At 65.5% G+C, this 25925-nt stretch carries 21 protein-coding genes; 16 read left to right on the top strand and 5 right to left on the bottom strand.

Features of this window, described 5'->3' with window-relative positions:
• Positions 1–4 precede the first annotated feature (4 nt).
• Together BMX78_RS10555 and BMX78_RS10550 are read right to left on the bottom strand one after the other, a co-directional pair.
• A complete protein-coding gene (locus BMX78_RS10555; protein WP_091419225.1) occupies positions 5–1219 on the bottom strand; it encodes an MFS transporter in 1215 nt (404 codons plus the stop codon).
• A gap of 102 nt (positions 1220–1321) precedes the next feature.
• A complete protein-coding gene (locus BMX78_RS10550; protein ID WP_091419223.1) occupies positions 1322–1993 on the bottom strand; it encodes a GntR family transcriptional regulator in 672 nt (223 codons plus the stop codon).
• 155 nt (positions 1994–2148) lie between these two features.
• On the opposite strand from BMX78_RS10550, the gene glyA reads away from it, so the two are divergent.
• The 7 genes from glyA to purU are packed head-to-tail and all read left to right on the top strand — an operon-like array spanning position 2149 to position 10995.
• The gene (glyA, locus tag BMX78_RS10545) at positions 2149–3489 is read left to right on the top strand and encodes a serine hydroxymethyltransferase (protein WP_091419222.1); all 1341 of its coding nucleotides are present in this window, start codon (positions 2149–2151) and stop codon (positions 3487–3489) included.
• The gene (locus tag BMX78_RS10540; RefSeq protein ID WP_091419220.1) at positions 3486–4706 is read left to right on the top strand and encodes a sarcosine oxidase subunit beta family protein; all 1221 of its coding nucleotides are present in this window, start codon (positions 3486–3488) and stop codon (positions 4704–4706) included. Before glyA ends, BMX78_RS10540 begins: the two co-directional genes overlap by 4 nt.
• Positions 4707–4737: 31 nt before the next feature.
• The gene (locus BMX78_RS10535) at positions 4738–5151 is read left to right on the top strand and encodes a sarcosine oxidase subunit delta (protein ID WP_091419219.1); all 414 of its coding nucleotides are present in this window, start codon (positions 4738–4740) and stop codon (positions 5149–5151) included.
• Positions 5148–8090, top strand: a complete 2943-nt coding sequence (locus BMX78_RS10530; RefSeq protein WP_091419217.1) for a sarcosine oxidase subunit alpha family protein — start codon at positions 5148–5150, stop codon at positions 8088–8090. The genes BMX78_RS10535 and BMX78_RS10530 overlap by 4 nt, the downstream gene beginning before the upstream one ends.
• Positions 8083–8721 carry a sarcosine oxidase subunit gamma gene (locus BMX78_RS10525; RefSeq protein WP_091419216.1) on the top strand — a complete coding sequence of 213 codons (639 nt, stop codon included), beginning with the start codon at positions 8083–8085 and terminating at the stop codon, positions 8719–8721. Before BMX78_RS10530 ends, BMX78_RS10525 begins: the two co-directional genes overlap by 8 nt.
• Complete coding sequence (locus tag BMX78_RS10520) at positions 8722–10095, top strand: L-serine ammonia-lyase (RefSeq protein ID WP_091419214.1); 1374 nt, start codon at positions 8722–8724, stop codon at positions 10093–10095.
• Positions 10096–10098: 3 nt separating this feature from the next.
• Positions 10099–10995: a formyltetrahydrofolate deformylase gene (purU, locus tag BMX78_RS10515; protein ID WP_091419213.1), complete on the top strand. Its 897-nt coding sequence runs from the start codon at positions 10099–10101 to the stop codon at positions 10993–10995.
• A 311-nt stretch (positions 10996–11306) separates the two neighbouring features.
• Here the strand turns inward: purU and BMX78_RS10510 are convergent, their stop codons facing one another.
• Complete coding sequence (locus tag BMX78_RS10510) at positions 11307–12065, bottom strand: sugar phosphate isomerase/epimerase family protein (RefSeq protein WP_091419211.1); 759 nt, start codon at positions 12063–12065, stop codon at positions 11307–11309.
• A 155-nt stretch (positions 12066–12220) separates the two neighbouring features.
• Here BMX78_RS10510 and BMX78_RS10505 point away from each other — a divergent pair, with 155 nt between their 5' ends.
• The 7 genes from BMX78_RS10505 (at position 12221) to BMX78_RS10475 (ending at position 20860) form a co-directional block, all read left to right on the top strand.
• A complete protein-coding gene (locus BMX78_RS10505) occupies positions 12221–13399 on the top strand; it encodes a substrate-binding domain-containing protein (RefSeq protein WP_091419209.1) in 1179 nt (392 codons plus the stop codon).
• A 128-nt stretch (positions 13400–13527) separates the two neighbouring features.
• The gene (locus BMX78_RS10500) at positions 13528–14841 is read left to right on the top strand and encodes an ABC transporter substrate-binding protein (RefSeq protein ID WP_091419208.1); all 1314 of its coding nucleotides are present in this window, start codon (positions 13528–13530) and stop codon (positions 14839–14841) included.
• A 52-nt stretch (positions 14842–14893) separates the two neighbouring features.
• On the top strand, positions 14894–15826 hold the full coding sequence (locus BMX78_RS10495; protein WP_091419206.1) for a carbohydrate ABC transporter permease: 933 nt from the start codon (positions 14894–14896) through the stop codon (positions 15824–15826).
• Complete coding sequence (locus tag BMX78_RS10490; RefSeq protein WP_091419204.1) at positions 15823–16749, top strand: carbohydrate ABC transporter permease; 927 nt, start codon at positions 15823–15825, stop codon at positions 16747–16749. The genes BMX78_RS10495 and BMX78_RS10490 overlap by 4 nt, the downstream gene beginning before the upstream one ends.
• Positions 16746–17759 carry a hydroxyacid dehydrogenase gene (locus tag BMX78_RS10485; protein ID WP_091419203.1) on the top strand — a complete coding sequence of 338 codons (1014 nt, stop codon included), beginning with the start codon at positions 16746–16748 and terminating at the stop codon, positions 17757–17759. The genes BMX78_RS10490 and BMX78_RS10485 overlap by 4 nt, the downstream gene beginning before the upstream one ends.
• Before the next feature lie 126 nt (positions 17760–17885).
• Entirely contained in the window at positions 17886–19904 is a 2019-nt protein-coding gene (locus tag BMX78_RS10480) for a twin-arginine translocation signal domain-containing protein (protein WP_091419201.1), read from the top strand.
• A gap of 2 nt (positions 19905–19906) precedes the next feature.
• A complete protein-coding gene (locus BMX78_RS10475; RefSeq protein ID WP_091419200.1) occupies positions 19907–20860 on the top strand; it encodes an ROK family protein in 954 nt (317 codons plus the stop codon).
• A 35-nt stretch (positions 20861–20895) separates the two neighbouring features.
• Here the strand turns inward: BMX78_RS10475 and BMX78_RS10470 are convergent, their stop codons facing one another.
• The gene (locus BMX78_RS10470) at positions 20896–22443 is read right to left on the bottom strand and encodes a PucR family transcriptional regulator (RefSeq protein ID WP_091419198.1); all 1548 of its coding nucleotides are present in this window, start codon (positions 22441–22443) and stop codon (positions 20896–20898) included.
• Between the two features lie 109 nt (positions 22444–22552).
• On the opposite strand from BMX78_RS10470, the gene BMX78_RS10465 reads away from it, so the two are divergent.
• Together BMX78_RS10465 and BMX78_RS10460 are read left to right on the top strand one after the other, a co-directional pair.
• The gene (locus tag BMX78_RS10465) at positions 22553–24070 is read left to right on the top strand and encodes a purine-cytosine permease family protein (protein ID WP_091419196.1); all 1518 of its coding nucleotides are present in this window, start codon (positions 22553–22555) and stop codon (positions 24068–24070) included.
• Positions 24071–24107: 37 nt separating this feature from the next.
• Complete coding sequence (locus BMX78_RS10460) at positions 24108–25082, top strand: polysaccharide deacetylase family protein (RefSeq protein WP_091419195.1); 975 nt, start codon at positions 24108–24110, stop codon at positions 25080–25082.
• 82 nt (positions 25083–25164) lie between these two features.
• On the opposite strand, the gene BMX78_RS10455 is transcribed toward BMX78_RS10460, so the two are convergent.
• The gene (locus BMX78_RS10455; protein ID WP_091419193.1) at positions 25165–25896 is read right to left on the bottom strand and encodes a TetR/AcrR family transcriptional regulator; all 732 of its coding nucleotides are present in this window, start codon (positions 25894–25896) and stop codon (positions 25165–25167) included.
• Positions 25897–25925: the final 29 nt, after the last annotated feature.

Raw genomic sequence — 25925 nt, 5'->3', positions numbered from 1 at the left:
GGCGTCATGTCGAGGCGCTGATCACCCGGTTCCGCCCCGCGAGCACACCCGTCATGGCGAGGATCGCCATGATCCCCGCGGTGACCAGGAGCGGAAGCGTCCAATCTCCGCTCAGATCGCGAAGCCCGCCGAACATCACCGGCCCAACGGCAGCGAGGCCATAGCCAACGGACTGCGCCATGCCGGACAGCGATGCCGCCTGCGGATGGTTCACGGTCCGGAGGCTGAACAGCGACAGGGCAATGACAATGAGGCTTCCGCATCCGATTGCCCCCAGAACAACCCACAACAGAATAAGGTCCGGCGCGATCGCCAGGCCCAGGAACGTCACAACCATCGCCGCTCCGCTGGCGAAGGAAACAAGCCGCTGGTCCGAACCGCGGTGAAGAATTCCGCCTGCCCCGAGGCTTGCGAAGACGCTGACGAGCAGGAAAAGGGACAGATGGATTCCGGCGGTAGCGGCCGGGACCCCGCGGCTTTGTTCGATGGTTGGCAGCCAGGCCATCAGGACGTAGAAGGCGATCGACTGAAGTCCCATGAAGATGGTCACCTGCCAGCCCAAGGCTGATGCCCAAGGCGACCGGTAGGAGACCGCCGGCTTGGCGGCGTCCACACTGCCGGAGCTGTGCCGGCGGAGCCATGGCAGGAGCACTGCCATGGCGATGAGGGCAAGTCCCGCCCAGATACCGAGGGCAAGCCGCCACCCCGCGGGGGACGTTTGCGCCACGGGCACGACGACGGCGGCCCCCATGGCGGCGACGGCGGCCTGGGTGGCGGTGTAGCTCCCCGTCAACTGACTGACCCTCATGGGAAAGTCGCGCTTGACGAGGGAGGGCAGCAGGACATTGAGGAACGCGATGGCCAGACCGATCAATGCCGTGCCCGCCCAGATCAGGCCGGGCACAGGCAGGGAGCGGAGCACGATGCCCGAGGCCAGGATCAGCAGGGACATCCACAGCGCACGGTCGAGGCCCAGACGGGAAGCGAAGGCGGGCGCCACGGGTGAGAAGACTGCGAAAGCAATAAGCGGAAGCCCCGTCAGGAACCCTGCTGCAGCACTTGTCAGGTCAAGATCGCCGCTGATGTTGGCCAGCACCGGACCCACGCTGACAAAGGACACCCGCAGGTTGACGGCGATGAGCAAAACGCCGATGAAGGCGAAGCCGAACCTGACGGTGTGGTCCTGGGCGTTCCAAGTGGCAGCGGGCCTGGCGCGCATTCCATCCTTTCAAGAGTGAGAGAGCGTCCCGGTGTATGCGGCGTTAAGTGAGAGAGGGTCCCGGTTTATGCCGCGTCAAGTGAGAGAGCGTCCCGGGGCGGGCTAGAGGATCTTCCGGATGGTTTCCTCGAAACTGGTGACGTGGTGCAAAGCGAGCTCCCCTGCCCTGTCCGCGTCGCCGGCGGCCACCGCCTTGAGCAGATCCACGTGCTCGGTGATGTGTCCTGTGACCGAGGGGACCTTGTCCAGCACCACGCACCAGATCCGGGTGGCGAGGTTGTCGTAGCGGATCAGGGTGTCCTCCAGGTGCGGGTTGGCCGCGGCCTTGTAGATCAGCCGGTGCACCATCAGGTCGTAGCGCATCAGGTCGCGTGATTCGCCGGCGCCGGGATCGATGCTTGCGATGGCATCGGCCACGTGCAGCAGTTCCCGGCGCATGCTTTCGCTGGCCCTGTCCGCCGCGCGGCGCGCCGCGAGGGGCTCGAGCAGCTCCCGGATCTCGGACACGTCAGCCAGCTCCGTAAAGTCCACGTTGGTGGCAAAAGTCCCGCGGCGGGGATACGAAATCACCAGATGGTCCACCTCAAGCCGCTTGATCGCCTCGCGGACGGGAGTACGGCCAAAGCCGAGCTCAGCGGCCAGCTGGCCATCATTGATGGGCTCGCCGGGACGGATTTCCAGCATGATCAGCTTGTCGCGCAGCTGCCGGTAGGCGGCCTCCGCCTGCGACGGCGCTTCCTCCTCCGCCGGTGTCAGGGCAAGAAGTGCATTCAAGGGGCTGCTCCGTTTCTTCGATACCCGCCGAATCCGAACTCGTAGCTTTCAGCCGCTTTCGGTCCAGCTATTGACTCTGCTGTGATCCCAATCATACCATTGACCTCACACTGATATATCAGTCATTGAATAAGTGGTATTTCAAAGGAGCATCCGTGGTTGAGCAGTTGAACGAGCGACTTTCCGCAGTCGATCCCGAAGTCCAGCAGGCCATTGCGCAGGAGCTGGTGCGCCAGCAGTCCACGCTGGAAATGATCGCCTCGGAGAATTTCGCCCCGTCCGCCGTGATGGAGGCTCAGGGTTCGGTCCTTACCAACAAGTACGCCGAGGGCTACCCGGGCAAGCGTTACTACGGCGGCTGCGAGCACGTGGATGTGGTTGAGCAGCTGGCCATCGACCGGGTCAAGGCCCTGTTCGGTGCAGAATTCGCCAACGTCCAGCCGCACTCCGGCGCCCAGGCCAACGCTGCCGCCATGTTCGCCCTGCTGAACCCGGGCGACACCATCATGGGCCTGAGCCTGGCCCATGGCGGCCACCTGACGCACGGCATGAAAATCAACTTCTCCGGCAAGCTCTACAACGTGGTCCCGTACCACGTGAGCGAATCCGACCTCCGCATCGATATGGCCGAGGTGGAGGCGCTGGCCCTGGAGCACCGTCCCAAGCTGATCGTTGCCGGCTGGTCCGCCTACTCCCGCCAGCTGGACTTCGCCGAGTTCCGCCGCATTGCCGACCTCGTTGGCGCCTACCTCATGGTGGACATGGCGCACTTCGCCGGCCTGGTTGCGGCCGGCCTGCACCCGAACCCGGTGCCGTACGCAGACGTTGTCACCACCACCACGCACAAAACCCTGGGCGGCCCCCGCGGTGGCGTGATCCTTGCCAAGGAGCAGTACGGCAAGAAGATCAACAGCGCCGTGTTCCCCGGCCAGCAGGGCGGTCCGCTGGAGCACGTGATCGCCGCCAAGGCCGTGGCCTTCAAGCTCGCGGCTTCCCCCGAATTCAAGGAGCGCCAGGAGCGCGTCCTGCAGGGATCCAAGCTTCTCGCCGAACGGCTCCTCCGCGACGACGTTGCCGCAGCAGGAATCTCCGTAGTCAACGGCGGCACCGACGTCCACCTGGTCCTCGTGGACCTCCGCAACTCCGAGCTGGACGGACAGCAGGCCGAAGACGCCCTGCACCGCATCGGCATCACCGTGAACCGCAACGCCGTGCCCTTTGACCCCCGCCCGCCGATGGTCTCCTCCGGCCTCCGGATCGGCACCCCGGCACTTGCCACCCGCGGCTTCGGCGCCACCGAGTTTGCCGAGGTTGCGGAGATCATCGCGACGGCGCTCATCGCCGCTGCAGGCAACGGCACCATTGGTGACGCCACCGTCGTCGAACTCCGCGCCCGCGTCACGGCCCTTGCCGAACAGTTCCCCCTTTACCCCCACCTCAACGAAGGCGCCGACGTTGCCGCCTTCGAAGCAGACCTGATTGGAGCCACCAAGTGAGCGCAGACCACCTCCCCGAGCACCCGGACTTCCTCTGGCGCAACCCTGAGCCCAAGTCCTCCTACGACGCCGTGATTGTGGGCGGCGGCGGGCACGGCCTGGCCACCGCCTACTTCCTGGCGAAGAACCACGGCATGACCAACATCGCCGTCCTGGAAAAGGGCTGGCTGGCCGGCGGCAACATGGCCCGGAACACCACCATCATCCGCTCCAACTACCTCTGGGACGAGAGCGCGGCCATCTACGAGCACGCCCTCAAGCTCTGGGAAATCCTGCCCGAGGAACTCGAATACGACTTCCTCTTCAGCCAGCGCGGCGTGATGAACCTCGCCCACACCCTGGGAGACGTCCGTGAAAGCATGCGGCGCGTAGGCGCCAACAAGCTCAACGGCGTGGACGCCGAATGGCTTGACCCGCAGCAGGTCAAGGAACTCTGCCCCATCCTGAACATCAACGACAACATCCGCTACCCCGTCATGGGTGCCACCTACCAGCCCCGTGCCGGCATCGCCAAGCACGACCACGTGGCGTGGGCCTTCGCCCGCAAGTGTGACGAACTGGGTGTGGACATCATCCAGAACTGCGAAGTCACCGGTTTCGTCAAGGACGGCAACCGCGTGGTGGGCGTCAAGACCAACCGCGGCACCATCAACACCGAGAAGGTGGGCCTCGCCGCTGCCGGCCACAGCTCGGTGCTGGCCGAAATGGCAGGCTTCCGGCTTCCGATCCAGTCGCACCCGCTGCAGGCGCTGGTATCCGAACTGCACGAACCGGTCCACCCCACGGTGGTCATGTCCAATCACGTGCACGTCTACGTCTCCCAGGCGCACAAGGGCGAACTGGTGATGGGCGCCGGCGTCGACTCCTACAACGGCTACGGCCAGCGCGGATCCTTCCACGTGATCGAGCACCAGATGGCTGCCGCCGTCGAGCTGTTCCCCATCTTCGCCCGGGCCCACGTGCTCCGGACCTGGGGCGGCATCGTGGACACCACCCTGGACGCCTCTCCGATCGTGGGCAACACGCCGGTGGAGAACATGTTCGTGAACTGCGGCTGGGGCACCGGCGGCTTCAAGGCCACCCCCGCTGCGGGCATGACCTTCGCCCACAACATCGCCACCGGCGAACCGCACCGGCTGAACAAGCCGTTCGCGCTGGAGCGCTTCGAGACCGGTGCGCTGATCGACGAACACGGCGCTGCCGCCGTCGCCCACTAGCTGCCAGACGCACTTTAGAAAGAAGACGCACATGCTGCTCATCTCCTGCCCCAACTGCGGCTCGCGCGACGAGACCGAGTTCCACTACGGCGGCCAGGCCCACGTGGCCTACCCGGAAAGCCCGAACGAGCTGACCGACCGCGAATGGGCCGAGTACCTGTTCTACCGGGACAACACCAAGGGCGCCTTCGCCGAGCGTTGGCTGCACAGCACCGGCTGCCGCCAGTGGTTCAACATGCTCCGCGACACCGTCACCTACGAGATCCAGGCGATCTACCCGATGGGCTCGCCCCGGCCGGACGCCGCCGGAAAAGTGACCGCCGAAACCGGCACTGCCAGCACCGCCGCTGACAGCACCACCACCGGAAGCGCGGCACCCAGCATCGCTGCCACGAGCACTTCCCCAACTTCCAGCACCACCGCCCCGGAAGGAGCAACCAAGTGACTTCCCAGAACGCCCGCCTCGCCGCCGGCGGACGCATCGACCGCACCATCTCCTGGCGCTTCACGGTGGACGGCGAAGAATTCACCGGCCACCCCGGTGACACCCTCGCTTCCGCCCTGCTGGCCAACGGCCGCGTCGCCGCCGGCAACTCGCTGTACGAGGACCGCCCCCGGGGCATCATGTCCGCCGGTGTGGAGGAAGCCAACGCGCTGGTCCGGGTCGAACCCCGCTTCCCCGGCCACGTGGCTGAATCCATGCTTCCCGCCACCACCGTCACCCTGGTGGACGGCCTCAAGGCGGAATACCTCAACGGCCTGGGCAAGCTGGATCCGGCCGATGACCGCGCCGAGTACGACAAGAAGTACGTCCACACCGACGTCCTGGTGATCGGCGGCGGCCCCGCCGGCCTGGCCGCAGCCCGCGAGGCCGTCCGCAGCGGCGCCCGTGTGATGCTGCTGGACGACCAGCCCGAACTGGGCGGATCCCTCCTCTCCGGCTCCACCGCACCCGAGCTGGCAGAAACCATCGAAGGCAAGCCGGCTCTGGAATGGGTGGCTGACGTCGAGGCCGAGCTCGTCTCCGGCTCCGAATCCACTGTCCTGAACCGCACCACGGCCTTCGGCGCCTACGACGCCAACTACGTCATCGCTGTCCAGAACCGGACCGACCACCTGTCCTCCCCCGCCGCTTCCGGGGTTTCCCGCCAGCGTATTTGGCACATCCGTGCCAACCAGGTGGTCCTGGCCCCCGGTGCCCACGAACGCCCGCTGGTCTTCGAGAACAACGACCGCCCCGGCATCATGCTGGCCTCCGCCGTCCGCAGCTACCTGAACCGCTTCGCGGTGGCAGCCGGGCAGCGCGTGGTCATCAGCACCACCAATGACAGCGCCTACGCCCTGGCCGCGGACCTGCGCGCCGCCGGCGTCAAGATCGCCGCCGTGGTGGACGCCCGTCCGCAGCTCACCGACGTGGCAGCAGCCGCCGTCGAAGCCGGCACCCGCGTGCTGATCGGCAGCGCGGTGGCCAACACCTCCGGTGATAGCGAAGGCCGCCTGGACGGCGTCACCGTCCGCAGCATTAACGACGACGGCGAACTCACCTCGGGCATCGAAAAGATCGCCTGCGACCTGCTGGCTGTCTCCGGCGGCTGGAGCCCGCTGGTGCACCTGCACTCACAGCGGCAGGGCAAGCTGCGCTGGGACGAAGACCTGGCCGCGTTTGTGCCCAGCACCCTGGTCCCCAACCAGCAGACCATCGGCTCGGGCCGCGGCTCCTTCGAGACCGCAAACTGCCTGGCCGAGGGAATCTCCGCCGGCATCGTTGCGGCACGCGCTGCCGGCTTCAGCACCGCCGTCGAACCTTCCCCGCTCGGTGAGCCGAAGGCGTCAGCCCCCACCCGCCAGCTGTGGCTGGTGCCGGGCGAGCAGGGCACTCCGGACGACTGGCACCACCACTTCGTGGACTTCCAGCGAGACCAATCCGTGGCTGACGTGCTGCGTTCCACCGGCGCCGGCATGCGGTCCGTGGAGCACATCAAGCGGTACACCTCCATCTCCACCGCCAACGACCAAGGCAAGACCTCCGGCGTCAACGCGATCGGCGTCATCGCCGCCGCACTGCGCACCGCCGGCGAGGCCTCCCGCGGCATCGGCGACATCGGCACCACCACCTACCGGGCACCCTTCACCCCGGTGGCGTTCGCGGCACTGGCTGGACGCCAGCGCGGCGAGCTGTTCGACCCCGCCCGCGTCACCTCCATCCACCCGTGGCACGTCGCGAAGGGCGCCCTGTTCGAGGACGTGGGACAGTGGAAGCGGCCCTGGTACTACCCGCAGGCCGGCGAGGACATGGACGCCGCAGTGCTCCGCGAATGCGCCGCCGTCCGCGAATCCGTAGGCTTTATGGACGCCACCACCCTGGGCAAGATCGAAATCCGGGGCAAGGACGCCGGCGAGTTCCTGAACCGGGTCTACACCAACGCGTTCAAGAAGCTCGCCCCGGGCTCCGCCCGCTACGGCGTGATGTGCACCCCCGACGGCATGATCTTCGACGACGGCGTGACCCTGCGCCTCGACGAGGAGACCTACTTCATGACCACCACCACCGGCGGCGCCGCCAAGGTGCTGGACTGGCTGGAGGAATGGCTGCAGACCGAGTGGCCGGAGCTGGATGTGCACTGCACCTCGGTGACGGAGCAGTGGAGCACCATCGCCGTCGTCGGGCCCAAGTCCCGTGAGGTCCTGGCCAAGGTGGCGCCGGAACTGGCCGCGAACGGCGGGCTGGACGCCGAAGCCTTCCCGTTCATGACCTTCCGCGAAACCACCCTCGCCTCCGGCGTCCGCGCTCGGGTCTGCCGCATCTCCTTCTCCGGTGAACTCGCCTACGAGATCAACGTGCCGTCCTGGTACGGGCTCAACACGTGGGAAGCCGTGGCAGCAGCCGGTGCCGAATTCAACATCACCCCCTACGGCACGGAAACCATGCACGTGCTCCGCGCCGAAAAGGGCTACCCGATCGTTGGCCAGGACACCGACGGCACCGTCACCCCGCAGGATGCGGGGATGGAATGGATCGTTTCCAAGGCGAAGGACTTCATCGGCAAGCGGTCTTACGCCCGGGTTGATGGACAGCGTGAGGACCGCAAGCACCTGGTGAGTGTGCTCCCCGTGGACGGGACGCTGCGCTTGCCGGAAGGCACCCAGCTCGTGGAGAAGGGCCGTTCCACCAACCCCGCCTACGGGCCGGTCCCGATGGAAGGCTTCGTCACCTCCAGCTACCACAGCGCAGCACTGGGCAGGTCATTCGGCCTGGCCCTGATCAAGAACGGCCGCAACCGGATCGGCGAAACCCTCGTGGCAGCCGCCGGCGACCAGTTGGTGGACGTTGTTGTCGCAGAAACCGTACTTTTTGACCCCGAAGGAGCCCGCAAAGATGGCTGAAACAGCAGCACCCGCAAACTCCGCCCAGAAGAACCTCTCCCTGCGCGTCAGCCCGGCCGCCCCGCTCGGCGGAGCTTTTGAAGCCGGCTCCGTCAAGGGCGTGGTGGAACTGCGCGAAGTCTCCTTCCTCACCATGGTGGGCCTCCGGGTTGACCGGAACAGCGACGCCGGACAGCGCATCGCCGCCGTCACCGGCGGCCTGCCCGCAGCGTCCGGCGGCGTCAGCGGCACGGGCGATACCTCCGTCCTGTGGCTCGGACCCGAAGAATTCCTGGTGGTGGCACCGACGGAAGCCCACGAGTCGCTCGGTGGCGACCTGATCCAGGCACTGCGCGAAGCCCTGGCCGACGGCGCAGGCCAGGTGGTGGATCTCTCCGCCAACCGCACCACCTTCGAGCTCACCGGACCGCGGGCCCGGGCAGTCCTGGAAAAGGGCTGCTCCCTGGACCTGCACCCCCGCGTCCTGTCGGCCGGCACGGCGCTGTCCACCGAAATCGGCAACATCCCGGTGGTGCTGTGGAAGACCGGCGAGGAGTCCTTCCGGATCTTCCCCCGCGCCTCGTTCGCCGATTTCCTGGGCCGCTGGCTCCTGGACGCAATGCGGGAGTACGCCTCCCCCGAGGTCCCCTAAATGGCGCTCAGCGTCCTGGACCTGTTCTCCGTTGGCATCGGGCCCTCGTCGTCACACACGGTGGGCCCGATGCGGGCAGCGAAGCTGTTCGCCGACGGACTCAAAGGCGAAGGACACCTGAGCTATACCACGCGGGTCCAGGCCGAACTGTTCGGTTCCCTCGGTGCCACCGGGCGGGGCCACGGCTCGGACAAGGCCGTGGTCCTGGGCTTCAAGGGCCTGGACCCCGAAACCGTGGACACCACCACGGCCGATGACCAGGTGGCGGCCGCCGCGCTGGACGCCGAACTGTGGATCGGCGGCGACCACCGGGTGGACTTCAACTGGGATGAGGACGTGGTGCTGCACCGGCGCAAGTCCCTCCCGGCCCACCCGAACGGTATGACCTTTCGGGCGCTGGACCACTCCGGCGCCGTGCTCAGCGAGCGGAGCTTCTATTCGATTGGGGGCGGCTTCGTAGTAGACGGTGATGCCGACGCCGGCGGCCGGATCGTGGCGGACTCCACCGTCCTCCCCTACCCGTTCAGCACCGCGGACGAATTGTTGGAGATCTGCCAGCGCGAGGGCATGTCCATCTCGGACGTGATGCTGGCCAACGAGCTGGTGTGGCGGACCGAAGCGGAACTCCGGGAAAAGCTGCTGGGGCTGTGGGCGGTCATGCGCGAATGCGTGGACAACGGCTGTGCCGCGGAAGGAATCCTTCCGGGCGGGCTCAACGTCCGCCGCCGCGCGCCGTCGTTATTCCAAACTCTGACCGCGGACACCGGGGACACGGACCCGCTGCGGGCCATGGAATGGGTGAACCTGTTCGCGCTGGCCGTGAACGAGGAGAACGCCGCCGGCGGGCGGATCGTCACCGCGCCCACCAACGGCGCGGCGGGCATCGTCCCCGCGGTGCTGCACTACTACGTGAAGTTCGTCCCCGGCGCCAACGACGACGGTGTGGTCCGCTTCCTGCTGGCCGCGGCCGCCGTCGGAATCCTGTTCAAGATCAACGCCTCCATCTCCGGTGCCGAGGTGGGCTGCCAGGGTGAAGTGGGCTCCGCCTGTTCCATGGCCGCCGCCGGGCTCTGCGAGGTGCTGGGCGGGACGCCCGCACAGGTGGAAAACGCCGCCGAGGTGGGGATTGAACACAACCTGGGCCTGACGTGCGATCCGGTGGGCGGGCTGGTGCAGATCCCCTGCATCGAGCGCAACGCCATCGCCAGCGTGAAGGCCATCAACGCCGCCCGCCTTGCCCTGCACGGCGACGGCAGCCACAAGGTGTCCCTCGACAAAGCCATCAAAACGATGCGCGAAACAGGAGCCGACATGAAAACCAAGTACAAGGAAACCTCCCGCGGAGGCCTTGCCGTCAACGTAATCGAGTGCTGAGCCATGACTGCAATTGAGACTGAAACCGTCCCTGCCGCTGCCCCCACCACGGTGGAGCACGTCCTGACCCTGGACTGCAGCGAGTCCCCGGGTATCGTCCACGCCGTGTCCGGGTTCCTGCTGGAGCACGGCTGCGACATCATCGACAACCAGCAGTTCGGCGAGCGCTCCGAGGGGCATTTCTTTATGCGGGTGCATTTTGCGTCCGACGGCGATGCCTCCACCGCGGACGCGCTGCGGACCGCTTTTGGTCCTGTCGCCGAGCGGTTCGGGATGCGCTGGAGGCTGGAGCGGCACGGCTCAAAGCGGCGGGTGCTGATCATGGTGTCCAAGTTCGGGCACTGCCTCAACGACCTGCTCTTCCGGGCACGGATCGGCGAGCTGCCGGTTGACGTGGTGGCCGTGGTGTCCAACCACACTGACCACCAGGCTCTCGTGGAATGGCACGGGATCCCGTTCTTCCACGTTCCGGTCACGGCCTCCACCAAGCCTGCCGCCGAAGGACGCTTGCTGGAGCTGGTGGACGAGTTCGATGTGGAGCTCGTGGTGCTGGCCAGGTACATGCAGGTGCTTAGCGACAACCTCACCCGGAAGCTGGATGGGAAGGCAATCAACATCCACCACTCGTTCCTGCCCAGCTTCAAGGGTGCCAAGCCGTACCACCAGGCGTACGCGCGAGGCGTGAAGACCGTTGGGGCAACGGCACACTACGTGAACAGCGAACTGGATGAGGGACCGATCATCTCCCAGCAGACGGTTGAAGTGGACCACACCTACGGGCCCGAGGACCTGGTGGCCGCCGGCCGCGACACCGAATGCAAGGCCCTGTCCAACGCCGTGCGGTGGCACTGCGAGGGCCGGGTGATCCTGCAGGGCAACCGCACCGTGGTCCTCCGCTAACCCCGACGCCCCATCACATCCTGCCCGGTTTCCACAGACGCCCCATCACCTCCCGCAGGGTTTCTACCAACGCCCCATCACCTCCTGTAAGGAAAGCCGGGATCCTTTCGCACTTGGTTGCGAGGGGTTCCGGTTTTTCCTGCGAAAGGTGATGGGGCGTTTCGGATTTGGATGCCAAAGGTGATGGGGCGTTTGATGGTGCTCGACGCAAAAGGCCGACGGCGGCCGCGTACCCAAGTGCGCGCCGCCGTCGAGCGCTGTGTGCCAAGGGGGCCTTGCGCGGTTTCAGTGAGCCTGGTTGCCCCAGGCCTTCACTGTTCCACAAACACGTGCTTGAGGAACCGGGCGTCGGTGATGACGTTCTCACGGAGGTCGCCGACGACGAATTCAAGCATGACGTCCATGTCCTTCCCGCTGGTCCCCAGCATGCTCGAAACGTCCGTCCACAACTGCCTCCGGGCTCTCAGCGGCAACCGTTCGATGCTCGGCCACCATGAAAAGCAGTGAACGCCCACAACGTGCTCCATCAAACAGCGCAAGGACTCGAGGGCTTGCCCGTCGTCCAGTCCCACGGCCGGCTGCCAATAGGTGCCGACGTTGCTCCGGTCCACCTGGCGGAGGAGTTCAAGCGTCGTCTCCGGCGAGTCAGTCAGTGTGCCCCCGTGATATTCGAACGCGAGCCGTATTCCCCCGGCTTGGGCCAGGCCGGCGATACGCCGTGTATCCTCCACCGCTGCGTCCCACTGGCTCGGTGTGGCCTCTCCCGAAGCCTCGCCGCCCGCCCATATCCGGATCCTCGGTGCACCAAGTTCAGTGGCGATGGCCATGACGCTCCTAAAATCGCCGAACGACCCGGCACGGTAATACGACCCCAGGGAAAGAACCTCGAGGCCAGCGGCTGCGGTCCCGGTCCGCGCACGCGCCGCGGAGTCAACGTTATGAACATGAACGTCCGCACCCCATTCGATGCCAGCTACCCCGGCTGCGGAGGCGCTCTCCAGCACGCCCTCAATGGAAAGTCCCCGAAGAGTCACGGAACAAAGGCCTGTGGTGAACTCCGCATCCGGCATGGCTGGCACCTTCGCTCCCTGGTAAGTCCCTTTGGCCGCTGGCAAATTGCCTTCCAGTGGGCAGTTCGGTGCGGATTCTTGACTCCCCACGTTATGTCGTATGTAGTTCATTATGAACAACCTGCACAAAAATAAACACGACCGGAAGGCGCGCTGTGTTGACTGAGGACAGGCAGAATCAGATCCTTCGGGAGCTGGCGCTGCGCGGATCGTTAAATGCGGCCGAGTTTGCGCGGCGGCTGGGAATCTCGGGGATGACGGTGCGTCGCGATCTTGCCGTGCTCGATGAAAAGGGCCTGCTTCAGCGTGTGCACGGCGGGGCAGTAGCCGGAACGGGCTCCCCACGGGGCGCCGGAAAGCAAGCCCACGGAGCCGTGAAACATGTCAGCAAAGAACCGGGCCACGCCGCTTCCACCGGCGGAAGTGCCGGCTCCCCCGCGAGGCAGCGTCCGCTCGCTACCATCGGCATGATCGTGCCTACGGCCAGGTACTACTTCCCCGGAATTATCAGGGGTGCCGAAACCGCGGCCCGGGAGCTGGGCGTGAGGCTTGTCCTTGGGGTCTCCAACTACTCTGCCGCCGAAGAGCAGCGCCAGATTCAACGGTTGCTGAAAAGTGGGGTTGACGGGTTGCTGGTGACGCCCAGCGGCGAAACGCTGGCCGAAACAGCCACCCTGGAACTGTTGGATTCGGCAGAGGTGCCCGTGATCGTCGTCGAGCGTTCAATCGATGGGGCTATGGATGCCGGCCGGCTGGAATCGGTGCGCAGCGACCATGTCCTGGGAGCGGAGATCGCCGTTAAACACCTCCTGTCCCTCGGGCACAGGAAAATAGCACTGTGTGTACGGGAAAGCAGCCCCACCTCGGCGCCCGTCAGCGAAGGCTACCGCCGGGCCATGTCGGCGGCCGGAGTGACGCAGGATGCCGCCCTTGAACGCAGCATCACCCTGGCGGCCAATGACCCTGAGAGCCTTCGCCGCGAGCTGGACAGCATCGTCAGCAGCTTCGTTGATGGCGGAGCGACGGCCGCCATCGTCCACAACGACGAGGATGCACTCATGTTTGCCGACTTGTGCGAGGCGCGGGGACTCCACATTCCGGAGAATCTTGCGCTGGTGGCCTACGACGATGAAATCGCTTCCTTCGGCAGCGTCCCCATGAGTGCGGTGGCACCGCCCAAGTTCGACGTCGGGTACCACGCCGTCCAGATGTGCCTCAACCGCCTGGGCCCACGCAGGCTTTCGGGCCTGGCGCTCCAAAGGGTGATCCTGTCACCCACCTTGGTGGTTCGTGAGTCCACGGCACCTGAGGGGGATGGCACCGGCCACCAGTGATAGACCAGCAGGAGGTGTTCACTACTGTTCACTTCGTTGGCTTTGTTCAACTTTGCGTGTTTCATTGAAATACATGATGTGGCATCGGCCACATTCCACCTTCGCATCGTGGATTTCAAGGGAGAACAATGAAGCGTCGCAAACTGCTCATCGGGGCGGCCAGCCTGGCCAGCAGCGCTCTGCTGCTCGCCGCCTGCGGAACGGGACCCACCCCGTCCGCTGCCCCCGCAGCCGCCGAGGATCCCTCAGGCACGATTACCTTCTGGTCGGCACTGGCCGGCATGGACAAAGTGGCAGCAGCGTTCAACGCGGGCCAAAGCAAGATCACCGTCAATTTCGAGACCGTCCCCAATGCCGACAACGGCGGCTACGCCAAGCTGTCCACGGCAATCACCGCAGGGAACGGCCCCGACGTCTCTACCATCGAGTACCCGCAGCTGCCGCAATTCGTCAGCAACGGCCAGGTCCAGCCGCTTGACGGACTGATCGACAAGTCCGCCACCGTGGACAAGCTCGCCGGCGAGATCCGAAGCATGGTCCAGTTCGGCGACAAGACCTACGGCCTGCCCTATGATGCGGCCCCCATGGTCATGTACTACCGCCAGGACATGCTGGCCAAGGCCGGCGTCGAGGTACCCAAAACCTGGCAGGAATTCGAAGAGGCGGCCCGGAAACTAAAAGCTGTGGCACCGGACTCTTACCTGGCAAGCTTCAACCCCAACCAAGTACCGGCCACGGCCGGACTCGCCTGGCAGGCGGGGGCAAAATGGTTCGGCACCTCGGACGACAGCTGGCAGGTGGGCGTGAACGACCAAGCCACCAAAAAGGTAGCCGGCTACTGGCAGGAGCTCATTGACAACAAGCTCGTCAAGGTGACGCAGGCCTACAGCGACGAGTGGAGCCTGGACCTGGCCAACGGGACTGTTGTTGGCGTCGTGGGCGCAAACTGGAGCGCCACGGGCATCCAGAAACGGACGGAAGCAAGCGGACAGAAAGGTCAGTGGATCGCCGCCGAAATGCCGAACTGGGGAACACCGGCCGGCGCCTTCTACGGCGGATCCAGCTTCAACGTCACCAAAAGCAGCAAAAACCCGGCAGCCGCCGCCAAGTTCATCGAATACCTCACCACAAACCAGGAAGCCATCAAAGCCCGCGGAAACACGGGCTCGGCCTTCCTCGCCTTCCCCGGCCTGACTCCCGTTGCGCAGGCAGCCTATGACGCCAGCTACTTCGGCAACGACATCTATGCCGTCTTCGACAAGGCTTACACCACCGTCAGCCCGGGCTGGCAGTGGGGCCCGAGCTGGGATCTGACGAATACCGCCCTCAAGGACGCCTTCGGCAACCTCGGCACCGGCGGCACCGTCCTGGAAGCAGTAGACACGGCCCAGACAGCAACCGTGGCCGGGCTCAAGCAGAACGGTCTTTCCGTCAAAGAGTAGGTACACCCTGGGCTGCCTCTGCGGAGGCAGCCCAGGCAGTTAGGAGATCATCATGGCCGCTCAGGCCTTCACCAGCGCGCGGCTCCGCAAGGGCAGTGCAGCCTCAGGAACCGGCGGGAAAACCGCAGCCCTCTTCCTGGTCCCGTTCTTCGCAGTCTTCGCCATCGCAATGGTGGCACCCGTCATCTACTCGATTGTGCTGAGCTTCTATGCCCAGCAGAAATCCGGCCTCGGTTTCGGCGAAGCCAAGACCGCCTTCGTTGGTTTTGAGAACTACCTGCAGGTCCTGCAGTCCGAATCGTTCGTCAGCGGCATTGCCCGGCTCGGCTTGTACTGCTTGATTTATATCCCCACCATGGTGGGCGGCGCGGTGGTCTTTGCCCTCCTCCTTGACGCAACGGTGGCCCGGGCACGCAAACTGTTCCAGCTGCTCGTCTTCCTTCCGCACGCGGTGCCCGGCGTCATCGCTGCCCTGATCTGGGCCTACCTCTACACTCCCGGCATCAGCCCGCTGGTGCAGGTGCTCCAGGGCGGCGGCATGCAGATCAACTTCCTCGATGCCCATATGGTGCTGCCGGCAATCGTCAACATCGGCGTCTGGGAATGGACCGGCTACAACGTCATCATCCTGTTCACCGCACTGCAGGCTGTCCCCAGGGAAATCCTCGAAGCAGCACGGGTGGATGGTGCGGGCGAAATCCGGACAGCACTGGCCATCAAGTTCCCGCTCATCCTCCCCGCGCTGAGCGTGATCATGCTGTTCACCATCATCGGCACGCTGCAGCTTTTCACGGAGCCTTCCATTATCGCCAAGGCCACCCCATCCATCACCAGTACCTGGGTGCCCAACCTGTGGGCGTATGATGCGGCCTTCATCCGGCACAACCTCAACCAGGCCGCGGCCGCCTCCATCATCATTGCCGGGCTGGCAGCAATCCTGTCCCTGGTTGTTACCCGACTCAGTTCCAGGATGAACAAATCATGAGCACCAACACTCTTCCCGCCGCCCCGAACAAGGCGCCCAAGCCCATGGCCAAAATACGCGCCCCGCGCGAGACAACCACTGCGCGCCAGGGAAGTTTCGGCAGCAAACTCACCGTCAACGGACTGCTGGTCCTGGGCTCCCTCTACATGGTGGTCCCGGTCCTGTGGCTGCTCTTTGCCTCCACCAAGAACGCCGCGGATCTCTACGGGACCAGCGCCTACGCCCTGGGGAACTTTGCCCTCTTCGAAAACATTGCAGCAGTGGCAGCCCAGGACGGAGGCCTGTTCTTCCGCTGGATGGGCAACTCCGTCCTCTACGCCGGCTTCGGCGCCGTCGTCGGCAGCCTCATCTCCGTCATGGCCGGATATGCCTTCGACAAGTTCCAGTTCCGCGGCAAGGACTCACTGTTCGGCTTCGTGCTGGTGGGAGTCCTGATCCCCAACACTGCCACCGTTCTGCCCATGTACCTGCTCGCCTCGGTAGTGGGAATGACCAACACCATCTGGGCGATCCTCATCCCCGTCCTCTGCAACCCCTTCGGCGTCTACCTGGCCCGCGTCTATGCCTCCTCCTACGTGCCGATGGAAACGTTGGAGGCAGCCCGTGTGGACGGCGCCGGACCCATCCGCTCCTTCTTCTCGTTGGGCCTGCCCATGATGATGCCCGGCTACATCACCATCGCCCTCTTTCAGTTTGTTGGGGTGTGGAACAACTTCATGCTCCCCCTGGTGATGCTCCAGGACCAGCAACTGCTGCCGGTCAGCGTGGGCATCTCCATCTGGCAGGGCTACGCCGTCCCCCAGCCTGAATTCGTCCCCATGGTGATCACCGGGTCGCTGCTCTCCATCATTCCGCTGCTGCTGGCATTCATCCTGCTGCAGCGCTTCTGGAAGTCCGGACTCACCGCGGGAGCCGTCAAATGAGCACTGAAGTCCTCAATGTCGCCCTTGCCATGGGTCCCGGCGTCGCCCCCAGGATCTTTTCCACCAGACGCCTGGCATCCCTGAACGGCGGGCTGCGGCTCCTGAGTCCCGAACCCATGGAGGACTTCACCTCCGCGCGTTCCCTCGCGCTGCTCGCCGAAACCGACATCCTCATCACCGGCTGGAACTGCCCCACCGTGGACGCCCCGGTCCTTGATGCCGCCCCACGGCTGCGGCACATCCTGCACGCCGGCGGCACGGTGAAACACCACGTGGACGGTGAGTGCTGGGTCCGCGGTATCCAGGTCAGCACGGCAGCGGACGCCAATGCCATCCCGGTGGCGGAATACGCGCTGGCCATGATCCTGCTGGCCAACAAGAGGGTCCTGCAGATCGCCCGGACGCTGCACCGCGCCAAAACCTCCGTGGAACCGGACGGCCTGTTCCCGGACATGGGCAACTACGGCAAACGGGTAGGAATCATCGGCGCCTCCAAGATCGGCCGGCACGTCATCCGCCTGCTCAAGCCGTTCGAACTGGACGTAGTGGTGGCAGACCCGTTCCTGAGCGCGGACGATGCCCAGGCCCTCGGCGTGACGCCGGTTGGCCTGGAGGAACTGATGGACACCAGCGACGTCGTGTCATTGCACGCCCCATCCCTTCCCGCCACGCTGAACATGATCAACGCCGGCCTGATTGCCCGCCTGCGCACCGGATCCACCTTCATCAACACCGCCCGCGGTGAACTGGTGGACCAGGATGCCCTCCTGGCCCGCTTGGAGCGGCACGAAGTCTTTGCCGTCCTGGACGTCACCACGCCATGGGTCCTGCCCACGGACTCTGGCTTCTATACCAACCCCAACGTCCTGCTCACCCCGCACCTTGCCGGCTCCCTCGGCACTGAGCTGGAACGGCTGGCGGCCACTGCAGTGGCCGAAGCACACCGCGTTTCCCGGGGCGAGCCCCTGCTGTTCCCCGTCCAGGTCGAGGACCTGGCCTTTACCGCCTGACTGACGCGCCGCCGTCGTACGCCGTACTCCCCCGAGTGCCCCGGACGGTACTTCCGCGCGCAAAAAAGTACGACGGCGGCACCTCGCCGCAGGTCCCCATCTCCCCTTCGAAGCAAAGGAAGTTCAATGCAGATCTCCCATATCAGCAGGCGGTCCATCCTCCAGGCAGGCGGCGCAGTCGGCCTTGCGGCGGCACTGGGCCTGACCACGTCCGGACCGGCAGCAGCCGCGGGCACGGCGCCCGCAGCCGGCACCACCGACATCGTCGACCTCGGACCGGCGGTGGTCCAGTTCTCACTGATGAGTTCGCTCCTGGTAGGCGACATCGTCTACATCGGTTCCCGCAACCTTGATCCCGTCCGGATCATCGCTTTCCACGTCCCCTCGGGCAAGGTAATCGGCGAGACCGTGCTGGACACGGGCTACAGCATCCAGGCCCTGGCCGCCGATTCCAGCGGGCGCTACCTCTACGCCGGCGTCCTGCAGAACACCGCCGGCACTCTGCCGAACCTCTACCGCTGGGACCTGACCGCCCTGTCCGCCAAGGCCACGCCGATAGGCCGGATCGGCGACCGCGACGTGCGCGACCTCAGCGTGGCCCCGGACGGCCGCCTGTACGCGGTGGGCGGCGGGAGCGCCACCAGACCGGCGTTGTGGGAGTACGATCCAGCGACGGGCCAGGTCATCAGCCTCGGGATCCCCGATACGGGGGCCACCCTGGCGCGGGCGGTTGTCGCCACCAATGACACGGTTTTCTTCGGTGCCGGCAGCACCCTTGGCGGCGGCGGGAGCGCGGGCCGCGCGTGCCTGTGGGCCTACAACCGGGCCGGGCAGACCTTCGCCAATGTCACCCCGCCGGAGATGCTGGCCGATCCGAGTATCCGTGAACTGGCCATCCTCGGCGACAAGCTCCTGGTCAGTTCCGCGGCGTCCACCCAGCAGTCCAAAGTTGCCCTGCTGGACCTGGACAACCTCACCTCCTATGCCGTGGCGACGTCCATCGGCAAGACCGCCAAGAACTTCACCAGCATCGGCGACCAGGTCTACTTCGCCAACGAAACCGGCCTGTGTGCCTACTCCCCCGAAACGAACACGATCTCGCAGTTGACGCTCAACGGCCCCTCCCTCGGCGAGATCTGGGGTGTGGATGCGAGGAACAATACAATCCTGGCAACTTCGGGTTACGGCTTCGTGGCCGAGATCAACCCCGGCACAGGAAGCATGGCAGTCACCGACCTCGGTGAAGCCGGGGCGTCCGCCACCCCTCAGACAGTCATGGGCATCGCCGCAGGCGCGGGTTTCGCCTACGTGGGCGGCAACGGAGTGATCGCGCGCCACTCGCTCGCCACCGGTGAGGTGGTCAACCTGCAGTCCCAGGGCGAGGCCAAGGACGCCGTCATCGTGGGCGGAGTCCTCTACACGGGCCAGTACAGCTCGCAGGGCATCTGGAAGTACGATCCGCTCAGTGGCCAGCCGATCCACCAGGCCGCCGACTTTCCGGGCGCGCAGAACCGGCCGCTCGACGTCTGCTGGGACGACGTCAACAAGCTCATGCTGGTCGCCGCGCAGTCCGACACCGAGGGCGGCGGCTCCTTCTGGACCTACGATCCCGCCACCGGGGCGAAGCAGTGCTTCATCAACCCGATCGACAACCGCCAGCTCCTGCGGGCGGTGGCCACCCGCGACGGCGTGGCCTACCTCGGCGGCGGCCTCCCCACCCTGGACGGCCCGGGCACCATCGTCGCCTTCGATCCCATTGCCGGCAAAGAGCTCTGGCGGATCGAACCCGGGATGGGAGCGGGCATCTCCGCATTAGCCATCCAGGGACGGAACCTCTACGGGCTGACCCGCAAGGGCGGCATCTTCGTCATTGACATCCCTACGCAGCAACTGGTGCACCGGGCCGACATCAGCTCCCTGTCCTATGGTTTCGGTGCGCTGGTGACCAACCGCAGCGTGATCTACGGCGTTTCGGACACCAATGTGTTCCGTTTCGATCCCAAGACCTTCGAGGTGGCAACCGTGCTCGCGGACACCAACGGCGGCTGGTACAGCGGATCGCACATCACCAATGACGAGCACGGCTACCTCTACACCATGCGTGGCCGGAACCTCGTCCGGATCGACGACCACCCGAGGAAGTAGGGATGCCCGACTCGAGCGCTTCCGTGCCATCAGCCCTGCCGACGGTAACGATCGGTGTGGACATCGGCGGAACCAAGACGGAAGCCGTTGCCATCGACGCCGACCATAGGATTCTGCACACCCTGCGCGTCCCGTCCGGCCACGGAAACCAGGAGCTTCTTCGCACGCTCTTCGAGGTCATCGAAGAGCTGCGGAGCGCGGATGTCCTGGCGGGTTATTCCGTGGCTGCCCTAGGCATCGGGATCCCGGGCACGGTTGATACCTCCAGCGGGCACGTATCGAATGCGGTCAATGTCCGGGTCTGCAGCCTGGAATTGGGCCTACTGACGCAACGGGAGTTGGGGATCAAGGTCCACGTCGAAAACGACGTCAACGCCGCCGCGCTGGGCGCTCACCATCTGCTCTCCAAGGGCCAGAACCCCAAAGGACTGTCCAGCGCTTACCTCAATTTGGGGACAGGCCTGGCGGCCGGTTTTGTCAGCAATGGTTCGCTGGTCCGGGGAGCCACCGGGGCGGCCGGCGAGATAGGGCACCTGCCCACAAACCTACATGCCGAGGTATGCCCCTGCGGCCAGACGGGTTGCCTGGAAATGCTCGCGTCCGGATCGGCCATCGCACGCCAGTGGAACGGCGGGGGCCCATGGCCGGCAGTGTCACTGTTCGAGGCGGCTCTCGCCGGCCATCCACAGGCCACAGAAATCCGGGACCGGTTCTTCCAGGCCGCCGCTGCGGCGATCCGGATCCTCGGGCTCACGTATGACCCCTCCGCCATCTACATCGGTGGCGGACTGAACGCCCTCGGCCAACCGCTGATGAGCGGACTCCGCCGGGAACTTACCCGCGCTGACGACGCGTCACCGTTCCTTGCAGGGCTTGCCCTGGGGCAACGCGTCCGGCTTGTGCCTGCCGGGCAGCCCATCGGTGCAGTCGGCGCCGCCGTCTTAGCGACCATCTGACGCTTCCAAACGGTTCGCAGGCATGAATTGGACTGTCAAGGCTCAAGCGCGGCGAGGCGGGTGGCCAGGTGCAGGGCCGCCAGCCGGCCGGTGCCGCGGGGGTCGCCGCCGCACAGGGAGAAGATCCGCTGCAGCCGCTGGTGCATGGACTGGCGCTCCACATGAAGTTCACGCGCTGCCTGCGCCGTATTGCACCCGGAGTCCAGCCAAACCCGCAGCGTCTCCACCAGCTGGGAGTGCCGATCGGCGTCGTGGGCAAGAACGGCAGCCAGCTGCTGGCTGACGAAATCGCGGCGCCGGGCCTCATCCATCGCCTGGACCGCCAAGCGTTCCACTGCGAACGCCTGCGCATCAAGCACCTGCGCGGGTGTACTTGCCGAAGGCCTGGACCGGCCGACGTCGGCAGCAAGTTCCAGCGTCAGCCGCGCCTCGGCGACCGACCAGGGCGCGGCGGAGATCCCTGAAGCCACCGGACCTACTGCACTGACCGTCCCCTCCGGCACTTCGAGTGACTGCAGGCCGTGAACGATCTTTTGCCGTTCATCCTGCGCGTTCCCTGGGCGGAGGACAGCGAGGGCCAGCAGTTCCGCGTTGTCCGCATAGCTGGCGCCGTGCTGCCCGCCCGGATCCAGGAGGTGCTCCACATTCCTTCGGAGCTGTTTGGAAGCCGGAGAACGGACAACTACGGCCACCACCTGGGCAGAGACTGGAATGCCCGCTGCCGGCCCCAGCTCCTGCAGCCGCCAGTTCTGCTTGCCGGAATCTATGGCCCGGATCAAGGCCGCCCCGGCCATCTCCTTCAAACCGGGATGCATCCGCTGCAACAGTGCCAGGGCAAGAATGTCCACGGACCTGTTCCCGGCTATCCTCGCGAGGTTCACATCGGCGTCACCCTGCACATACAGGGTCAACCGGGCAGAAGGTATCCCGCGCACAGGGACCTCAATGTGAATGGTCCTTCCGGCCTCGCCCGCGTCCTCGCCGATGACGGGAGGTTCCGAATCACTCACGTGCCCGTTCGGCTCTGCACTGGCCAGCGTCACTCCGGCGGTGGACGTCAGCACCACGTCAGAGCCCGTGGCAGCTGCGAGGACCGCCAGGATCCGGTCAAGGCCGCTTCCGTGGGCGAGCTCCACCGCCATGGCATGGCTGGCCTGGTCCGCCTGCTGCAGCTGGGCGGCTGACTGGCTGACCAGCTGTGAGTTGATTGCCTCCATCACCGCGACGAAGGGCACCACACGGCGCAGCTCAATGAGCGGAAGGCCGGCCTCCTCGGCAGCGGCAATCATCGACGAAGGAATAGATGGCAGCACACTTCCTGTCTCGACGGCGAGCGCCGCCACCCCGCGCTCAGCAAGGTCACGAATGTAGCCCGTCCGGCGCTCATCGGAGGCAGAGGCAAGGGCCTGGCCTCCCGTGAGCAGGAGTTCGCCGCCGCCCAGCAGGGACGCAATGTCCAAAACCTCGCTCGAGTGGATCCAGCGGAGCTGGGTTTTCGGGACAGCCCCAGCCGCCGCACGGACCACGGGATCGGCGGCAACAACGGTGGAATGCCGAAGCACATCTTCCAATCGGACTGGCATGACACTCCGTCATATAGAAGGGGAAAGCTCAAGACACATTGTAGATGGTGGATGTGGTCCCTGACACATAATCTTGAAGAATCCCCATCCCCTCAACGAAGAGGCTTCGATGCAACAACAACCCACAAGCCCAGGAATCGAGCAGTCCACCCATGTGGAAGACGTCGAAGCCTGGCTCCAGCCAATCCCGGAATCCCAGCGCACGCACAAGGTTTCAGGCCAGTTCTGGATCTGGGCCGGCGCCAACCTGGCACCGATCAACTGGGTCCTGGGCGCCCTCGGAATCCACTTGGGGCTGGGTTTCGCTGATACCGTGACGGTCCTGGTGCTGGGCAACCTGATCGGCATGCTGCTCTTCGGCTGCTTCGTCCTGCTCGGCCAGAAGACCGGCGCCACCGGCATGGTGCTGGCCCGGGCCGCCTTCGGCCGGCGCGGCAACTACCTTCCGGCAGCCATCCAGGCGCTCCTGGTGATTGGCTGGTGCGCCGTGAACACCTGGATCATCCTGGACCTGGTCATGGCGCTGTTCGGCACCCTCGGCTGGGTGGATCCCACGGCCCACAACTACGCCTGGAAGATCGGTGTGGCCACGGCAATCATGGCCGCACAGGTGGCTATCGCCTGGTTCGGCTACAAGGCCATCGCCGCCTTTGAAAAGTGGACGGTCCCGCCCACCATCATCATCCTCGCCGTGATGTCCGCCGTGGCCTGGTTCGGCATGAAGATCGACTGGGGCTACGCCGGCCCCGCAGGCAACATCCTCGAAGGGTCCGAGCGGATCGCCGCCATGAGCGCCGTGATGACCGCCATCGGCATCGGCTGGGGCATCACCTGGTTCACCTACGCGGCCGACTACTCCCGGTTCGTCAGCACCGAAGTTCCCAAGAAGAAGGTCTACCTGGCCTCCGTCCTGGGCCAGTTCATCCCCGTCGTCTGGCTCGGCGTGCTCGGCGCAAGCCTGGCCACCAACAGCGGCGAGATCGATCCCGGCAAGCTCATCGTGCAGAACTTCGGCGTCATGGCGCTGCCGGTACTGCTGATGGTGCTGCACGGCCCCATCGCCACCAACATCCTGAACATCTACACCTTCTCGGTGGCCACGCAGGCACTGGACATCACCATCAGCCGCCGCAAGCTCAACCTGTTCGTCGGCGTCTTCTCGCTCGCCGCCGTCGTCTTCTTTATCTTCCAGGAGGACTTCGCTGCAGTCCTGGACGCCTGGCTCATCGGCCTGGTGGCCTGGGTGGCCGCCTGGGGTGGCGTCATGCTGGTGCACTACTTCTGGGTGGACAAGCGCTGGCCCGGCAATCCCGAAAGGCTGTTCGACGGCGTCGGCACCAGGCGGCTTCCCGGCGTCAACTGGGCGGGCGTCACCTCCCTCCTGGTGGGCATTTTCGCCACCTGGCTGTTTATGTACGGGCTCGTTCCCGCCATGCAGGGCCCCATCGCCGTGGCCCTGGGCGGCTGGGACCTGTCCTGGCTCGCCGGCGGCCTTGCCAGCGCCGCCAGTTACGCCATCCTGGGTCCGAAGATGCACCGGAAATTCATCGATGCCCCGGCTCCCGCAGCCGAGCTTTCTCCCGAGCTGACCGGAGCATCCGCTCCCGGCACGCCGGCAGCGCTCTGACCTTCTCGCCCGCACTTCCCGTAACGCTAGGACCATCATGACCCTTGAAGCATTCGCCGATTCCGCCCACCCCATCACCTGGCCCGAGGGCAAGCGCGCGGCCGCATCCTTCACGTTCGACGTCGACGCCGAATCCTGCACCATCGCCCACGATCCCAAGAGCACCCGCCGGATGTCCCTGATGACGCACCAGTCGTACGGACCAAAGGTGGCTGTTCCCCGGCTGCTGCAGATCCTCCAGCGCCAGGACATCCGCGCCACGTTCTTCGTTCCCGGCTTCACGGCCGAATGCTACCCGGACACCGTCCGGCGGATAGTGGACGCCGGACATGAGGTGGCGCACCACGGCTACCTGCACGAGCCAATGCAGGGAATCGACGCAGAGACCGAAGCCAGGTACATCGACCGCGGACTGGAGGCGCTCGCGAAAGCCGCCGGCGTGGAGCCGGTAGGCTACCGGGCACCCTGGTGGGAGCTGAACTGGCACTCCCCGGCGCTGCTGGCGGACCGCGGCTTCCTCTACGATTCCAGCCTGCTCGACGGCGACGCCCCCTACCGCTTCAGCGTCGCCCCGGGCGATTCCCGGGACATCGTGGAAATTCCCGTGGACTGGACGCTGGATGACTGGGAGCAGTACGCGTTCTACCCCGGTGTGACCGGCAGTGGCGTCATCGAAAGCCCCGCCAAGGTCCTCGAAATGTGGACGCTTGAGGCGGAGGCGCACCACGCCCAGGGCAGTTGCTTCGTCCTCACCAACCACCCCTTCATCTCCGGCCGGCCCTCCAAGGCCGTCGCCCTGGAACGGCTCATCGAGCGGGTCAAGGGGATGGACGGCATGTGGGTGGCCACCATGGAAGAGATCGCCGAGCACACCCGCAGGACAGTCCAGGAGGTCCACACCCACGCGCGGATCGAGGTGCCGGCGTTCCCCGATACGGGAGCCCGGTTCACCCCGGCGGCGGTACAGCAGGCGGCCGTACAGCAGGCACGGCTGGCGCCCGCGGGCAGCTGATCCCAGGCATTTCAACGGTGGAGTGGTGCTGCGGCCCTTGCGGTCGCGGTGCCACTCCACTGTTTAAAGCCGCTGAACCCAGCTAAGTCGTCGCGGGCCTTTGCGCCCGCACCGACGTCCATCCTTGGGCGTGCAGCCGGTCGATTCCGTCCAGCAGCAGGTCCAGCGCGAACTCGAATTCAAACTGGTCATCGCAGCCCTGCCCTACGACGCCGGCCGGGTCGTGGGCGGAAGCCATGGCGATGGTCAGGACATGGGGATAGCGCCTGGCCATCTCCTGGAACATCGCTTGCCGGGCAGCATCGTCCGCGTCCGCGGCACCCGCGTCATTGTGGTTGACCGGCTCGTCGAACAGTTCCTGCGTGAAGCCCCACATCCGGCTGCCGATGGCGTGCATCACGTGATGCGTCAGGTCCACCGAGAAACCGCCGTCGAGGAACATCCCGATAAAGGAGTCCATGTAGGCGAGGACGCCCGGCGTTTTGTTGGTACGCGTCTCAAGGACTTGCCGGGCCCACTGATGACGCTGAAGCACGCTCCTGGCCGAGAGGATCCTGCCCCGGACAACGTCCTTCCAACCCAGGCCCGTGGCGGGCGGAGCGATCTCGGTGATGATCACGTCGATCATTCCATCCAGGAGCTCGTCCTTGTTGGCCACGTGTTTGTAGAGCGCCATCGGCACCACGTCCAACTCCTGTGCAAGCCGGCGCATGCTGAGCGGCGCGATCCCTATCCCGTCAGCCAGCGTGACGGCGGCCTGCAGCACGCGGTCGCGGTTGAGGCGCACGCGCGGGGCGGTGCCCTGACTGCTCATGCCCTTGGTCCTTCCGCTCTGCTTGGAAC

The organism is Arthrobacter sp. OV608, assembly GCA_900110595.1.
GTDB lineage: Bacteria > Actinomycetota > Actinomycetes > Actinomycetales > Micrococcaceae > Arthrobacter.
Note: the sequence above shows the minus strand (reverse complement) of the source record. Positions and strands in the feature narration are given on the sequence as shown.

What these genes read in the sequence shown, in the direction of transcription:
- BMX78_RS10555 (WP_091419225.1), bottom strand. Translation starts at nt 1,219, where the DNA reads ATGCGCGCCAGGCCCGCTGCCACTTGGAACGCCCAGGACCACACCGTC.
- BMX78_RS10535 (WP_091419219.1), top strand. Translation starts at nt 4,738, where the DNA reads ATGCTGCTCATCTCCTGCCCCAACTGCGGCTCGCGCGACGAGACCGAG.
- BMX78_RS10525 (WP_091419216.1), top strand. Translation starts at nt 8,083, where the DNA reads ATGGCTGAAACAGCAGCACCCGCAAACTCCGCCCAGAAGAACCTCTCC.
- BMX78_RS10520 (WP_091419214.1), top strand. Translation starts at nt 8,722, where the DNA reads ATGGCGCTCAGCGTCCTGGACCTGTTCTCCGTTGGCATCGGGCCCTCG.
- purU (WP_091419213.1), top strand. Translation starts at nt 10,099, where the DNA reads ATGACTGCAATTGAGACTGAAACCGTCCCTGCCGCTGCCCCCACCACG.
- BMX78_RS10510 (WP_091419211.1), bottom strand. Translation starts at nt 12,065, where the DNA reads ATGCCGGATGCGGAGTTCACCACAGGCCTTTGTTCCGTGACTCTTCGG.
- BMX78_RS10500 (WP_091419208.1), top strand. Translation starts at nt 13,528, where the DNA reads ATGAAGCGTCGCAAACTGCTCATCGGGGCGGCCAGCCTGGCCAGCAGC.
- BMX78_RS10495 (WP_091419206.1), top strand. Translation starts at nt 14,894, where the DNA reads ATGGCCGCTCAGGCCTTCACCAGCGCGCGGCTCCGCAAGGGCAGTGCA.
- BMX78_RS10490 (WP_091419204.1), top strand. Translation starts at nt 15,823, where the DNA reads ATGAGCACCAACACTCTTCCCGCCGCCCCGAACAAGGCGCCCAAGCCC.
- BMX78_RS10485 (WP_091419203.1), top strand. Translation starts at nt 16,746, where the DNA reads ATGAGCACTGAAGTCCTCAATGTCGCCCTTGCCATGGGTCCCGGCGTC.
- BMX78_RS10480 (WP_091419201.1), top strand. Translation starts at nt 17,886, where the DNA reads ATGCAGATCTCCCATATCAGCAGGCGGTCCATCCTCCAGGCAGGCGGC.
- BMX78_RS10475 (WP_091419200.1), top strand. Translation starts at nt 19,907, where the DNA reads ATGCCCGACTCGAGCGCTTCCGTGCCATCAGCCCTGCCGACGGTAACG.
- BMX78_RS10470 (WP_091419198.1), bottom strand. Translation starts at nt 22,443, where the DNA reads ATGCCAGTCCGATTGGAAGATGTGCTTCGGCATTCCACCGTTGTTGCC.
- BMX78_RS10465 (WP_091419196.1), top strand. Translation starts at nt 22,553, where the DNA reads ATGCAACAACAACCCACAAGCCCAGGAATCGAGCAGTCCACCCATGTG.
- BMX78_RS10460 (WP_091419195.1), top strand. Translation starts at nt 24,108, where the DNA reads ATGACCCTTGAAGCATTCGCCGATTCCGCCCACCCCATCACCTGGCCC.
- BMX78_RS10455 (WP_091419193.1), bottom strand. Translation starts at nt 25,896, where the DNA reads ATGAGCAGTCAGGGCACCGCCCCGCGCGTGCGCCTCAACCGCGACCGC.